Source organism: Microcoleus sp. MON2_D5 (assembly GCF_036701905.1).
In the GTDB taxonomy this organism is placed as follows: Bacteria; Cyanobacteriota; Cyanobacteriia; order Cyanobacteriales; family Microcoleaceae; genus Microcoleus.
The window spans coordinates 1-14,857 of record NZ_JAUBRM010000118.1 but is presented as its reverse complement, the minus strand read 5'-3'; the positions used below and the strand labels follow the sequence as shown (position 1 = coordinate 14,857).

Annotated in this window: 12 protein-coding genes; 8 read left to right on the top strand and 4 right to left on the bottom strand. The window is 45.7% G+C overall.

Features of this window, described 5'->3' with window-relative positions:
- The first annotated feature begins 210 nt into the window (after window positions 1-210).
- Entirely contained in the window at window positions 211-1,257 is a 1,047-nt protein-coding gene (egtD, locus tag QUA47_RS27505; protein WP_333433109.1) for an L-histidine N(alpha)-methyltransferase, read from the top strand.
- 439 nt (window positions 1,258-1,696) lie between these two features.
- Here egtD and QUA47_RS27500 read toward each other — a convergent pair whose 3' ends face one another.
- The 3 genes from QUA47_RS27500 to QUA47_RS27490 form a co-directional block, all read right to left on the bottom strand.
- On the bottom strand, window positions 1,697-2,938 hold the full coding sequence (locus QUA47_RS27500; protein WP_333433108.1) for an SGNH/GDSL hydrolase family protein: 1,242 nt from the start codon (window positions 2,936-2,938) through the stop codon (window positions 1,697-1,699).
- A gap of 248 nt (window positions 2,939-3,186) precedes the next feature.
- Window positions 3,187-3,798: a hypothetical protein gene (locus tag QUA47_RS27495; protein WP_190660668.1), complete on the bottom strand. Its 612-nt coding sequence runs from the start codon at window positions 3,796-3,798 to the stop codon at window positions 3,187-3,189.
- Window positions 3,799-4,207: 409 nt separating this feature from the next.
- Window positions 4,208-4,519: an RNA-binding protein gene (locus QUA47_RS27490; RefSeq protein WP_190660670.1), complete on the bottom strand. Its 312-nt coding sequence runs from the start codon at window positions 4,517-4,519 to the stop codon at window positions 4,208-4,210.
- 109 nt (window positions 4,520-4,628) lie between these two features.
- Between QUA47_RS27490 and QUA47_RS27485 the strand changes: the two genes are divergently transcribed.
- The 5 genes from QUA47_RS27485 to QUA47_RS31095 all read left to right on the top strand — a co-directional run bounded on the left by QUA47_RS27485 (window position 4,629) and on the right by QUA47_RS31095 (window position 9,374).
- Window positions 4,629-4,781: a hypothetical protein gene (locus tag QUA47_RS27485; RefSeq protein WP_190660672.1), complete on the top strand. Its 153-nt coding sequence runs from the start codon at window positions 4,629-4,631 to the stop codon at window positions 4,779-4,781.
- 1,141 nt (window positions 4,782-5,922) lie between these two features.
- Entirely contained in the window at window positions 5,923-6,732 is an 810-nt protein-coding gene (locus tag QUA47_RS27480) for an SDR family NAD(P)-dependent oxidoreductase (RefSeq protein ID WP_333433107.1), read from the top strand.
- Between the two features lie 219 nt (window positions 6,733-6,951).
- Window positions 6,952-7,788 carry an MBL fold metallo-hydrolase gene (locus tag QUA47_RS27475; protein ID WP_333433106.1) on the top strand — a complete coding sequence of 279 codons (837 nt, stop codon included), beginning with the start codon at window positions 6,952-6,954 and terminating at the stop codon, window positions 7,786-7,788.
- A 157-nt stretch (window positions 7,789-7,945) separates the two neighbouring features.
- The gene (locus QUA47_RS27470) at window positions 7,946-9,010 is read left to right on the top strand and encodes an aldo/keto reductase (RefSeq protein ID WP_333433105.1); all 1,065 of its coding nucleotides are present in this window, start codon (window positions 7,946-7,948) and stop codon (window positions 9,008-9,010) included.
- Window positions 9,011-9,215: 205 nt separating this feature from the next.
- Complete coding sequence (locus tag QUA47_RS31095) at window positions 9,216-9,374, top strand: transposase (protein ID WP_445243743.1); 159 nt, start codon at window positions 9,216-9,218, stop codon at window positions 9,372-9,374.
- Window positions 9,375-9,653: 279 nt separating this feature from the next.
- Here QUA47_RS31095 and QUA47_RS27465 read toward each other — a convergent pair whose 3' ends face one another.
- Window positions 9,654-11,336: a tetratricopeptide repeat protein gene (locus QUA47_RS27465; protein ID WP_333433104.1), complete on the bottom strand. Its 1,683-nt coding sequence runs from the start codon at window positions 11,334-11,336 to the stop codon at window positions 9,654-9,656.
- A 381-nt stretch (window positions 11,337-11,717) separates the two neighbouring features.
- Between QUA47_RS27465 and QUA47_RS27460 the strand changes: the two genes are divergently transcribed.
- Complete coding sequence (locus tag QUA47_RS27460) at window positions 11,718-13,556, top strand: pseudouridine synthase (RefSeq protein WP_333433103.1); 1,839 nt, start codon at window positions 11,718-11,720, stop codon at window positions 13,554-13,556.
- A 123-nt stretch (window positions 13,557-13,679) separates the two neighbouring features.
- A protein-coding gene (locus QUA47_RS27455) for an IS630 family transposase (RefSeq protein WP_333433102.1) occupies window positions 13,680-14,734 on the top strand; the annotation gives its coding sequence in 2 pieces (ribosomal slippage) (window positions 13,680-14,072 and window positions 14,075-14,734; 1,053 coding nt in all).
- Window positions 14,735-14,857 lie beyond the last annotated feature (123 nt).

Sequence of the window (14,857 nt, the reverse complement as noted above, 5' to 3'; positions counted from 1 at the left end):
GCTACTTTTACCAACAGGGGATGAGAGCTATAAGTCAGATTCAGTCTAGCTCTTAGCCATCTTGTCACCCCCCCAGGTTTTAATTGTGGATGCGATCGCCATCCGGTGAGACAATACAGAACCCAGATCGGCAGGAAAAATCTGACTTGAGCGCGATATTTGGCAACGCGACTGCGTGCTATACCGATATGTGCATCTAAAAATTACTTTATGAAATCCCCAAGACTGTCCGACACAACCAACTTAGCCTTAACGAAGGAAAACCGGCTGCACTTAGAGCGACTGGTGAGCGCTGCGGCACTGACACCCGCAGAAATCAATGCTGGCAGCGATGCAGTTAGCGGGTTGACTCAAACCCCCAAATCCCTGCCTCCAAAGTATTTCTACGACGATCGCGGCTCAAAGCTGTTTGAGTTGATTTGCCAGTTGCCGGAATACTACTTGACACGCACTGAGACGGCTATTTTGCAGGGGTGCGCGGGGGCGATCGCAAATTTAACTGGCCCCTGCGAAATCGTCGAACTCGGCAGCGGCAGTTCCACAAAAACTCGGATTCTCCTTGATGCTTACAGTCAACTGGAGTATCCCCTGCATTATTTGCCGATCGACATCAGTCCTACTATCCTAGAAAGCAGCGCTTGTCAACTGTTGGCCGATTATCCGTCGCTCCAGATTCACGGACTTGTCAGCACATACGAATTAGCCTTAGCTAAAATTGCACCGTCGCCGTTGCCAACCCGAATGATTTGCTTTCTCGGCAGTACCCTGGGCAATCTCAACGCTCAAGAATGCGATTTGTTCTTCTCGCAAATTGTCGGTGCTTTGCAGCCGGGAGAGTATTTTTTGCTGGGAATTGACTTGGACAAATCTAAGGATATTTTAGAGCCTGCATACGATGACAGTCAAGGAGTAACGGCGGCATTTAACTTGAATATGCTGCGGCATTTAAATCGAAAATTTGAGGGAAATTTTGATTTAGCACAGTTCGAGCATTGGGCTTTTTACAATCAAGAGGAATGTCAAATTGAAATGCACTTAAAAAGTAAAAAAACGCAAACAGTGCAGTTGCGTTCTCTCAATTTAACGGTTGAATTTGCAGCGGGAGAAACTATCCGCAGCGAAATATCGCGCAAGTTTAATTTCAATACTGTAAAAAAAGAACTTTCGCAGCGTGGTTTAATGCCTGTGCAGGTTTGGACAGATCCAAATCAGTGGTTTGGCTTGATGCTTTGCCAAATTTCTGATGTTAATAAATGAGGTCTTCAGATATTACCCACAGTCAGGACACCGGGCCGCGATCATGGGTGTCAACTTAAGAGTGAAACCATTGATAAATATCGGTTTTACGTGAGTCTATATCTCGCTAAATCCCCCTTAAGAAGCTATGCTTTATAACCATTTTTCTTAACTTTTGGAGAGCGATCGCTCTTACGCTCTCAAACCCCCATTCCTCGATCACCAGTTATCAATAAACTTGACTTTTTATCAACAAACATAAGTGGCAAATTGTCAAGGCTGGTGGGAAAATGAATCAGGAAAGCCTTGTGAAACAAGGCTTTCCTGATTGTTAAGGAAGATGTGGGTACCGCATAGCTTAAGAAGGGGGGCTAGGGGGGATCGAACCCTAATAGTCAAACAGCAGACCGGTATTACGTTTGACGTTAAGTTGACACGAATGGGGAGAATCATATTAATTTTACTTCACTAGGGCGTTATTTTTTGTGGAACCCGAAGGCTCTGCTTGGAACTTATCGCATAAGTGTTGTGCCATAAGTTGAGCAACTTGCTCATGGCCTTGACTATTCCAATGGCCTTCACAGGGTAGAGCATTGGGAAAGCCATGTACGCAAGTTTTATTTTTTTCTGCATACTCTCGCAATCGCGGGACTGTATCCAAGGTCGTAATATTGAGGGTATCGCCAAGGGATTTGATTCTCTGATTAGGATAATACAAGTCCTTAATGCCAGATTGTTTCATATGGCCTTGACGAGCTATAGGATCGGGGTGGACTTGAGATCCCGTACTGACAATCAAAACCATAAAATCTGCCTTTTTTGCCGTAACTTCCTGATTCATTAGTGAAATTAATCCTTCTGTCACCTGCCAAGCCTCTTTCCATTCTGGATCAATAGGTTCTTGAAAGTTCTTAGAAAATCGTTTTTTTTCTGTGGCATCAAGCAGACGTTTCTTATTCTCTAAATCAACTTGTCTGACTAACCGCAAAATGCGTGAATTATTGACCCACCAAGTGGGAAGATAATCAACCAGGGAAAAATTCAAATATTCATGTTCTTTAGGTGACATTTTAACCCATGACATATCTGGGACTAATTCACCATTTTTATAGACGAAATAGGGCCGACGTTGATAAAAATCAAGTTTTTTTGAATTATTAATAAGATCGTTGCCCGGGAAAAAAGCTAAGATTACTAAATCGGGAGAATATTTCCAGACTTTATGGCGCAAAGTCATTAGTTCTTGAGCCGTCCCATAACCCTGAACCCCAAAATTAATTACCTCAACTTTGCGCTCGCCTAAAGCTGTACATTTTTTATTGAGTTGCTTTCTCATTTTCCACCAAAAAGTCTTTTCCATCGGCACTTGTAAAGCTTCGGCAAAGGAATCTCCCACCACCGCGATCCGAAAAGTTTTTGGTGGTTTCTCCTTCGTATGTTCACGATCGCGTAAACCATCTTTATTCGCCTGGATGAAGGAGCGCTCCCCTTCACCATGCCACTCGAAAGACGCGCCCGGATTCAATGACCAAGCTCCAGCGGGATCGTCTAATCTGTAGGTCTCAAAAGAGACAGGCTCACTGGGCTTTTTCAGACCTTTAATTCCCCCCAGATGAAGAGCTAATTCTCCCAGGAAAACACCCGCCATAATTCCCCCCAAAATTAGGCTGAGTTGTTGCCCCCATAAACTTAGTTTTCTCATGTTAGTTTTCTCTTGGGTAGAAATCGGGTCTCAATCGCGGCAAGTATCTCAAAAAGACAATCCCTACAATACAATAATTGGTGTTTGGAGCGCGCTCAGAAAAAGTCGCAACCGCTTCCAACCATAATTAATTGGATTCAGGGATAAGGGCGCTATCCTGTCTCTATTGAAAAACTGTCCGAAGTATTGCTCTGGGTAAGTTTACCAAAGTATTTGACTCTTAGCAATTACCAATTCCCAATTACCAATTAACAAATCGGCCGCTGTCCGGGTTTTACGGCGTGAATGTACTCGCTGCCCGATGTCGGCCATCCCCGCTTATAATAAGCTTCCTCCGGCTTCCCCCAGCCCAACTGCAACAAAATTTCTAGAAAATCCAACTTTTCCCACTTCGAGAGACTGGCCCATTCTGTGCGCTGTGCTATAGCCTCTACATCAACCGGCTCGATCGATCGAAAATCCTTCCCGTTGTTAATGCTTAAATACAAATCCATCCCGGCAGTTACCTGCTGCCAGAATTCCAACATAGCAATCTTAGCTGCCTTCAGCGTGATCAAATCAACCGGTAGAGCTATTAATTCGTCATCCACTGCCGGATAGCGTAGAGTATTGCCTTTAACCGCGATTTCCCGCCAGACAATCCCAGAAACTTGATGTTCCCGCTGGTATTCGTGCACGGCAGCCTTAAAATTTTGATAAGCAGTGAACTTCTGAACTCCCTCAGATTTGAGAAAGCGGTCAATCACGGGGTTGCCTGTAGCAGGAGTTTCAGTCAAGTTGAGGCGCCGCCCATGCAAGCAGGCTTGGCGCTCTTCTTCGAGGATTTTAATGAGTTCCGCCGTGCTGTAGAGCTTGGACATCTTTATTGAGGCAAAATCAAGATATTGGCTGATATTCGGCTGGTTTTCTCGACTAATCTTCGGTAAAGATAGTTTTGCTGTTCTAGGCAATATTCAGTTTTGCCGTTATTCTAACTTTTCTTGCTGCTTAATTCTAGTTTGATAGTTTACAGGAGTCGAGCCGCGAAATCCCGACAGCCTCTTAAAAAAAGCAGTTAAGAGGGTATCGAATCACGAACTAGAGTGGGAACTGCACCGCCGACGTACCTCGCGGGATTTTTCGCCAAAAACAAAGCCCCCTCCAAGGAGGGGGCAAAACTGATTTAGAGGTTTGGGAGTTTTATTTCATGGGTCGATCGAACAACCCGAAAAAAAAGCAGCATTCGCACCTGCTGTCAACTACCAAAACTCAAATTTTCAGTCTCAAAGCTTAGTAGCGTCGTGAAGAGCGCTCTTTGTCGCCCCAGCCGCCGCCGCCGCCCGAGGAGCGTTTGTTGTCTTCGCGAGGTTTGGCTTTGTTGACTTTCAAGTCGCGGCCCATCCACTCAGCACCGTCTAGAGCTGCGATGGCTGCTGCTTCTTCTGCCTCGCTTGCCATTTCCACAAAAGCAAAACCCCGCATCCTGCCTGTTTCCCGGTCCACTGGCACTTGGACGCGGCTTACAGTACCGTACTCGGCAAATACTTCGTTGAGGTCGTCTGATGTTACCTCATATGAAAGATTACCCACGTAAATCGACATAAAATCTCCAGAATCATTAAGGTGCAGAGATTTAGATTCGGAGAGACGCTTGTAAATAAACACCAACAAACTACGCCACCGAATTTAATTCTTGGAAAACCACTATAACATGAAGCCACCAGAATCAGCAATTGGCTGTCATAATTTTCAATTTTCGGTGCCGTCGGGCAATCGCCAACAGAAAGTATTCGTGATAAGTGACATCTTACACTCTTGGCGTCATCCGCTTGGTTTCTTGCTGCGCGATCGACCTGATATCTGAGATTTTTCGTCGCTGTTACCAGGTTGATTGGGTCGGATTGAGAACAGTGCCTGAGATTCAGTTATAACTGACATCACGCACTGTTCTCCCTGGACAAGCCTCCTGCCCGTTCCACCAGAGATAAATGTTTTTAGCCCAGCATTAATCTTCCGAGTCAATGTCCCATCTTCCATCTCCCGTCTCTCATCGCATCCGATTTAGCCCCCGATAATGGCGGTTCCCAAATAATTCTCAAAAGAGTTATTAGTCATATCTACGCGCATTTTATACATATAGACATCAAAGTTCACCCGAGATAGAGCGACTTTGCCAGAATTGCCCTTTTGAATTGCGGGTCTTCCTGCATACAGAGGAAAATTACTTGTAATTTTTATTCACAATAGATTCAGTTTTAGCTTATGAGATATCCCATTTGCGGCTCTCAATATATTGTAAAAAAATGTCGCACTTACAAAGACAAAAAAAAATGAAGCTTCGAGATTGGGGAAGACAATAGGTGAGGGCTTCGAGACACGAACTGATTTTTAAACAAACAAGATAGTTGATTATCGTGAGTCGCTTATAGAAAATATTTTTGGTTGGATTGGTAAGCTAGTTAATTTTGTAGCTACGCTAGTTTTTAAATGATACTTTTCTAATCTTTGAACTGTCCATGTGCCAAATTTATATATCCTAATTATTGGGTGCTTGGGTGATACTATATAACAATATTTCACTATATTTATCTGTTCATCTCTTACACTTGCTAGATTGTCTGGCTTTGCCTAAATGCAATAATAGAAGACTTTAGTAAAAAAAATCAGAAATATTAGCTATACTTTGCATCATTCAATAAAAATAAAATCATAGTTATTTGTCTAAAATTTCCCTTTCCTTCATTTTTTAAAGCTTTCTGTAGTTTCTATATTTGCTCTTTCTCTGAGATGATTATATGGTGGCATTTTTACACTAATTGCATGAATTTGGTTTTCGATTATACCGTATTTAAATGTCTAACAGCTTATGTCCTAGGAAAGATGCGATCGCACTCCTACCTCCCTAGCATTATAAAAGTTGAAAGCCCAGAGTCCACAAAGATTGTCTAGTACAGAGAGAAGCAAGCCTAGACAAACGAGCGTGAAGCAGTTACAGAGGATTTTAAATGGTTATAAACAGTTCGTTGACCCGGCCCTTGGCTGTCGTGACGGGTGCCTCTAACGGTATCGGCTACGAACTCGCCAAACAGTTCGCTCAAAACGGATTCGATCTCCTAGTCACCGCCACCGGAGCGAGCATCAATGAAGCGGCTCAAGCCTTTGAGGGGCTCGGTGCCAAAGTCGAGACAGTGCAGGCAGACCTCGCTACCTACGATGGTGTTGAGACGCTCTACAACCAGATAAAAGCGACTAATCGGCCAGTGGATGCGATCGCAATTAATGCCGGTGTCGGCGTCGGGGGCGACTTTGCCCGCGAGACAGACTTGAAGGACGAACTAAATCTGATAAACCTCAACGTTGTCTCCTCTGTGCATTTGGCTAAACGGGTAGTTAAGGATATGGTCGATCGCGGCCAGGGACGGATTCTATTCAGTTCGTCGATTGCCGCCCTAATGCCGGGGCCATTCGAGGCAGTCTATGCAGCATCCAAAGCCTTCATCCACTCGTTTTCGGAGGCACTCCGCAATGAGTTAAAAGATACAGGTGTAACTGTCACCTCGCTGATGCCCGGCCCAACCGATACTAACTTCTTCCATCGGGCGGAAATGGATGACACGAAGGCGGGCGCAGACAAGAAAGATGATCCAGCCGAGGTTGCCAAGCAGGGATTTGAAGCCTTGATGGCCGGTAAGGACAACATCATTGCAGGTTCACTCAAGACAAAGATCCTGGCCAACGCGAGCAAAGTTTTGCCTGATACCGTCAATGCCGAACTGCACAGTCTACTTACTGAACCGGGATCTGCTAACCAATAATTTCCGCCCGTCTTACTACTCTTATGTGGAGATTTAAAGAAAGTAAATATCGCCGATAATTGCAAGATTGCTGCCGATAAAAGCGTGTTTACTTCTCCCAGTAGTGCCGATTTAGCACAGTTTGAGCAGGCGTTCATCGATGCCATTATGTAGCATCCGCCTGGGATGCGAACTGAGGAATAAATGGTTATAGCCTAAGTAATGTAATACAGAATATTTATGCAAATTCATCATCTCAATTGTGGCTGTATGTGTCCCATTGGTGGGGCGCTTTTCGATGGCTTCAGTCGGGGTTTGACGGCTCACCTCGTCTGCCACTGTCTGCTCGTTGAAACGAATCAGGGGCTTGTTCTGATTGATACCGGCTTCGGATTGCGGGATATCCAGTCCCCTTACTCTCGGCTCAGCCCGTTTTTCGTCCATTTTAATAACATCCAGTTTGATCGCAAGTACACGGCCATCCATCAAATTGAACAGCTCGGATTTTCACCAAGCGATGTGCGCCATATTGTGCTAACCCACCTCGATTTCGATCATGCCGGTGGTCTAGAAGATTTCCCGGAAGCAACGGTACACGTCATGCAGGCTGAAATTGATGCCGCACAGGATCGGCACGGTTTCATCACAAAAAGGCGCTATCGTCCGGGGCAGTGGGATGAAGTCAAACGCTGGAAATACTATTCGGCGGGTGGCGAACCTTGGTTCGGTTTTGAAGCAGTCCGCGACCTCGACGGGTTGCCGCCGGAGATTTTGCTAATCCCGTTGGTGGGGCACACGCGCGGTCATGCTGGCATTGCCATTGATACACCCGATGGCTGGCTCCTGCACGCAGGCGATGCCTATTTCTACCGACACGAGATGGATGCCACTAACCGACGCTGCACGCCCGCTTTGCGCGCCTACCAATGGATGATGGAGGTCGATCGCAAGGCTCGGTTGCTCAATCAAGGCCGGCTACACGCATTATCGGTGCAGCATAGTAAAGATGTGCGCGTGTTTTGCAGTCACGATGCTATTGAGTTAAAAGCCTTCGCTGGCGGGTCTAGGAACTCTTAAAACTAGAAATTTCATCATTACTATTGATTAGGCAAAGTAGGCTGTCGGGGAAGTTACAGCCCGACTGCGCTCTGGATTTTGAGACATCTTAAATTCAAAACTCTTTAGTGCAGCGAAGCGGTGAGTGAGTCCTAGTAGTTTCTTGAAGAAGGCATTTATGAATATCAGCAGACGCAAGTTGTTAAAAGTAACTTCTGCTTCAGGTTTGGTTGCAGCAGGGCTGGCTGCTTCAGAAGGGTTGTTGAAACCCGTGTTAGCTCAAGATGAACAGACTCAAGTAGAGGCTAAAAATGAAGTAGCCCAAGCTCAAACCCAAAGTGGCGAGATGAGTTACAGGACGCTGGGACGCACCGGAGAGCGAGTGTCTGCAATTGGCTTGGGGGGACACCATATCGGACGGCTTCGAGAGGAGCAAGAAAGTATTAAGCTGATTCGCAGTGCGATCGACCGTGGCATCAATTTCATGGACAATTCCTGGGACTATCACAACGGACGCAGCCACCGCTGGATGGGTGCAGCGCTCAAGGATGGCTACCGGCAAAAGGTGTTTCTGATGACCAAGATTGACGGCCGCACCAAGGGCGCTGCGATGATGCAGATTGATGAGTCACTGAAGGCGTTGCAGACCGATCGCATTGACCTGATGCAGCATCACGAACTTATTCGGATGGAAGACCCCGATCGCATTTTTGCTCCCGGCGGGGCCATGGAGGCCGTAGTAGAAGCGCAGAAGGCGGGCAAGATTCGCTACATCGGGTTTACAGGACACAAAGACCCTTTGGTTCACCTGCGAGTGATGGAAATTGCCGCTCAAAACAATTTCCGTTTTGACGCGGTACAGATGCCGCTGAACGTGATGGACGCTCATTTTAGAAGTTTTGAGCAACAAGTTCTGCCGGTGCTGGTGAAGAACCAAATAGGTGTATTGGGGATGAAATCTATGGGCGACCCCTACGTGCTTAGAAGTAATACAGTAAGCCCGATCGAATGTCTCCACTATGCGATGAATCTGCCTACTTCAGTCGTGATTACTGGCATTGATAGTATGCAACTCCTCGATCAAGCGTTTGAGGCGGCTCGCACGTTTAAGCCGATGGATCGAGCACAAGTTGCAGCAATGCTGAATCGCACTCGCGAGGCGGCAGCAAAAGGGCAATACGAACTTTATAAAACTACCAACCAATTTGATAGTACCGCCATGAACCCATCGTGGCTAGGATAAGCAGTTTTGTATTATTCATAAGCCAATCTAAGATGAAGCCGAAATTATTTCTTTAAATAACCCACAAAGGCTAGAGGAGAAGTTGTCTCCGGCTCTTTTGGATTGTTGCTAGGGAGCTAGGTTAAGCAGGCTGGGTGAGCCTCTTTAACGCCTGAATGGGTGGATTTTTTTCAAAACAAGATAATTTCACAACAATGTAAGGGAAATGGGTAAGGAAACAAAAAGGCGTGCAGTTGTTTTCATGGATAATGTTTCAGCTCACCAAGCGGCTTCGATTGAACCATTGATTCAATCGATCGGCGGTAGTGTTCTTTACCAATCACCTTATTCACCAAATTTTAATTTTATTGAATATTGGTGGTAACAACTCAAAGCTTTTTTACGTAGGTTTTCAACTTGCTCAAGGTTATTTGAAGGGATCGAATATCATTAATTACGATCGCGATATTCCGGCGGATATAGCAATACTAATTGCTTTGGGAATTAGATTTTTTTTATCAACCGCAGAGGGCGCAGAGAACGCAGAGGAAGAGAGAAGACGGAAAGTTTTTAGTTTTAAGTTAAATAGTTCAAGCTTTACCCCAGCGCAGTATTACGAGGAACAAAGCAATTTCAAAAATCAAAACTATCTGTCAATTTCCCCTTACCACTTTCCTGACATCGCGTCCTTGAGTCTCAATTCTTCTCGACTGACTAGAGCTTCGTAGTAATCGGGTTTGATTTCGAGGGCGACTCCGTAAGAACTAATAGCATCTTGAGTTCGCTGCAATTTTTGCAAAACGTCGCCCCGTTGCGCCCAAGCTTCCCAGTTGTCTGGCTTGAGTTGAATCACTTGGTCAAAAGCGACGAGTGCTTGGGAATAATTCTGCATTTCCCCTAGGATCAGACCTCGCTGTACCCAGCCTTGATAGTTATCCGGCCAGACAGTAATTGCTCGATCGTATGATGCTAGAGCTTGTTCGTACTGCTGCAATTTTGACAAAGCGTTGCCGCGTTGCAACCAAGCTTCAAAATTGTCTGGCACGATTTTTAGTACGCGGTTGTAAGCTGCGACGGCTTCTTCGTAACGCTGCAATTTTTCCAGCGCTGCGCCTTGCTGCAACCCTACTTTTGATGTAATTTCTGCTTCTGAAGTCAGAGAGATTACTTTATCAAAACAGGCGATCGCTTCTTCGTACTGCTGCAATTTTTCCAGAGCTTCGCCTCGCAAGTTCCAAGCTTCTAGAAAATTACCTTCAATTTGTAGGGCATTACTGTAAGCGATAATTGCCTCTTTGTAGCGTTCCAATCCGGCCAGCGCGATGCCTCTACCCAGCCAAGCTTCGGGAAAATTCGGATTAATTTGAACGGCTTGGTCAAAAGCAGCGATCGCCCCTTCAAAATCTCTCGATTCTGACAGTGTTTGACCGCGCCCGATCCATGCTTCGGGATAAAAAGAATTAATTTTAATTGCCCGATCGAAACAAGCAATTGCCGCGTCTGCCCACTGGTGTTTGAGGGCCATTCCTTTATAAAACCAAGCTTCGCAGTCGTTGGGCTGCATTTGCAGTACGCGATCGTAAGCTGTCACCGCTTCTGCATATTTGTGCAATTTTGCGGAAGCAATGCCCCGATTGAACCAAGCCAGACTATTTTGTGGTTGCAGTTGAATGGCGCGATCGTAAGAAGTTACAGCTTCAGCGTACCGTTCGGCTTTCATCAAAGCCAAACCTCGGTTCAGCCAAGCTTCCCAATTAGTCGGGACGAGTTTCAGCGCGCGCTCGAAAGCCGCCACGGCTTCAGGATAGCGCTCCGCTTGAACCAACACGTTGCCTTGCCGGTACCACATGGCTGGCAAATTCGGATGAAGTTGGGTTGCTTTTTTGTAACAGCTTGCGGCTGCATCCCACTGCTGCAATTCCTCTAAAACTCGGCCTCGCTGATACCAAGCTTCGTGCTTTTCTGAATTGATTTGAATTGCAGTGTCGAACGCCGCGATAGCTTCTGAGTGATTTTGCAAACTTAACAGCCCTGTCCCGCGCAGCATCCAAGCCCAGTATTCTTCGGGATTAATTGCTGTAGCTTGATCGGCGCAGGCTACGGTTTCTGCGTAGGAGTGCAGTTGCTTGTAAGCTTTGCCCAGATTCAGCCACGCCCGGGCCCAGTCCGGCTTAATTTGAACCGCTTTTCCGTAGCAAATGACTGCCGCTTCGTACCTTCCTGCGGCGTACAATCTATTGCCCCGATCGTAATCTGGAAATGCTGCAAAAATTCTTAAAATCGGCGGCAGCAGAGCTGGTTGGGGGTTTGAGGAGTTTTCTGTAGCCGAAGTCGAGAGGTCTGGCATACGCCTTTCACATAAAAAATTTAGTGGGATAACAAGCTTGCGGTCTTATATATTAACTTATGCTTTTCTTAATCTCGCTGCTGTTTGGAAACAAATTTAGCATATCAGGCTTGGTGCGACAAATCCTTTTTACTTAATTCGAGTAGGTATAAAATTATGCACCCTTCCCACTTTCGGTACACCGCTGTAAAATACGGTCAGTCGATATTCGATATTCGATATTCGATATTCGATTGACTCCACAGATGAATCTGGGAGCTTGAACCAGAGTCTAAAATTTTGATCTCTCCACGACGAGTGTCGGAAACTTGTATCCGTTTTTGGGCGGGGTCAGGACACAAGCACATAATGTCCTCATTCAGGTTTAAAACCAAATTTAAGATGCTAGAGTTCGACGCGCTTTTAGATTTCACGGACTGCGATCGGGAGTCGATCGACTCGCGCCCCAATTATTGGTACCAAGGCCTTTGTCCTCAAAGTGGCGAGCTGGTGAGACTGCCGCGCACTCGAATGTCAGAGGATCTCGCCCGGGGTTTGATGCGGTACCTTGCTGCTGACGATTCCTACGATCGCGAAGGGAAGATGTACGGCATATTACTGGTGGAAATGCCTTCGGGGGAACAGGGGATACTCAAAGCATTTTCCGGGCTGCTGAACGGTTGCAGCATTGTTGATGGCTGGGTGCCACCGATTCCGGGACGAGATCGAGTTGCTTTTGAGGAAGCCCGCACGTTAACTCAATTGGAGGCGATGAAACAGGAACTTATTGCACTGAATCAACTCCCGCAGCGACAAGAGTATGAAGCCTTATTTCGGGAGTTTGAAGTGCAATTGCAAGTTTTGAGCGATCGCCACCGCAATCGCAAGCAGCAGCGAGATGAAAAACGCCAGTTACTGTGTCAAACTCTCCCAGCAGAAACACTAGAAATTGCCCTGGAACAACTAAATCAAGAAAGCCGTTTGGAGAAAATTGAACGCAGGCAATTAAAACGGCAGCGGGATGAAACATTGCAGCCGCTAAAACAATTAATTGAAGCTGCGGATCGGCGGATGCGGGCGCTGAAACAGCAGCGAAAAGAACTTTCCCGCGAACTTCAGACGCAAATGCACGCGGCTTACACTCTGGTGAATTTTTTGGGAAAATCGAGCTCGCTCTCCTCATTGATGCCAACCAATTCTATTCCGACTGGCACCGGCGACTGTTGCGCGCCCAAATTGCTCCACTACGCGGCAGTACACAATCTGAAACCGCTGGCAATGGCTGAGTTTTGGTGGGGGCCGCCATCGGGCGATAAGATACAGGGAGAATTTTATGGTGCTTGTGGCGATCGGTGCCAGCCGTTGATGGGTTTTTTGCTGTCAGGATTGGCTCAAAATCCGATTGTTTCTAATATAAATGAGGGTTTGACGGGCGGGCTAGAAGCCCAACCCTTACTCCCCACAAGCAATAATTTTTCTTGTGGAACGGGCATCTTGCCCGTTACCAAAATACATATTGTGGACGCAGAACCTCTAGATTTAGGGGCTGTTGAAGCCCGCCCTAAAAACCATAATATTTCTTGTGGAACGGGCATCTTGCCCGTTACGCAAATGCTACCGATTATTTATGAAGACAAATGGTTGATAGCGGTCAATAAACCCTCGGGCTTGCTGTCAGTCCCAGGTCGTTATTTGGAAAATCAAGATAGTGTTTTTAGTCGTTTGCGTAACTTGTTACCGGATAGTTGGGATTTGACGGCGGTGCATCGTTTAGATTTGGAAACATCTGGGATTTTGCTATTGGCGCGGGACAAAGAAACCAGCAGTCAACTCAGGCAGCAATTTGAAACAAAGCAGGTTCACAAAGTTTATGAAGCGGTGCTTTCGGGTACTGTAAAAATTGAGGCGGGGACGATCGATCTCCCGCTGTGGGGCGATCCAGAAAATCGCCCTTACCAGCAAGTCAATTGGGAGTGCGGAAAGCCCAGCGTTACTCGCTTTCAGGTAATGGGGAGGGAGGGAAATTGCGATCGCGTCGAGTTTTTGCCGCTGACGGGACGCACGCATCAATTGAGGGTTCATGCAGCGGATGTTCGAGGGTTAGGGATACCGATTTTGGGCGATCGGCTTTACGGATGTCTGGCTGCTGCGAAGCGGCTACACTTGCACGCGCGGGAACTTTGTTTTGAGCATCCGCAGTTGGGAGAAAGGTTATACCTAAAGGCAGAAACACCATTTTGAGCTAAGGGCGGCAACGAGCGATAGTTGAGCAGTAGGAATTACATAAGTACGTCGGCGCGAAAAAACCTAACTATGTTAAAATAAGTAAACACATAGAATACATCTACTAAGGTAACTCAATATATGGGCGCTAGATTAAGAGTATTTCTTACTCAAAAGCAAGACAAAACCCTATTAGAACTGAGAACTGCGGATGTACCACAAAAAGTAAAAGATCGAGCAGAAGTAATTAGATTAAATGCACATGGCTGGTACGTTGAAAAAATAGCTGCTCATTTTAATTGGACTTCACAAACAGTGAGAGAGGTTTTACATAAATGGCAAAAGCTAGGTATGGAAGGGCTTTGGGAATTAGCAGGTCGAGGGGGAAAACCGAAGTGGAAAGAAGAAGACATAGAGTTTTTAACAGAATGTCTCAAAAATGAACCACGTACATACAACAGTGTTCAATTAGCTCATAAATTAGAAAAAGAGCGTTCTATCAAATTAAGTCCCGACCGATTAAGACGAATACTAAAAAAAAAGGGTTTATTTGGAAACGAGCCAGAAAAAGTCATAAAGGAAAACAAGAAGTTGCAGTACGCCAAATCAAACAAGCAGACCTAGATATGTTGGAATGGGCGGCTGCTGCGGGAGAAATCGACTTAAAATATTTGGATGAATCAGGGTTTTGTGCGTGGAGCGAACCTAGTTACACTTATTACAAACGAGGTGAGCAAAAACGGCTCGAACAAACCAAGAGGCGTGGTCGTAGATTAAGTATTGTAGGGCTTTTTCAACATGAAATCAGCTTTGTTTACGGTTTGGTAATTGGGGGTGTTGATCGAAAAGCTTATATCAAAATGATGGAGTCAGAAGCCCAGGAAGCGTCTCAGAGCAAGCGAATTAGAGTAATAGTACAGGATAATGGTCCCATACATCGATGTCATGAAGTCCAACAATTATGGTCGAAGTGGGAAAGCGAGGGTTTATATATCTTATTTTTATCGAAATATTGCTCAGAAATGAATCCCATAGAATTGGAGTGGCAACATCTCAAAAAAGATGAGCTAGCAGGACAAATGTTTGAGGATGAATTAGAGCTGGCTTATGCCGTAATTAATGGGGTAGAAGCTAGAGGAAAAAAAGGAAACTACGCTACAAAACGCCTTAAATTTAGCTCTGAGCGCCCTACTTAATATTTTTTTACATACTTGTAAATTTCCCCACCTACTTACTTATAGAGCAATACGGTTCAGTTAAGGGCTAGGCAGTGCTTAAAACAATAAATACAGGAGGATTCATTATTATTCCAGTACCTC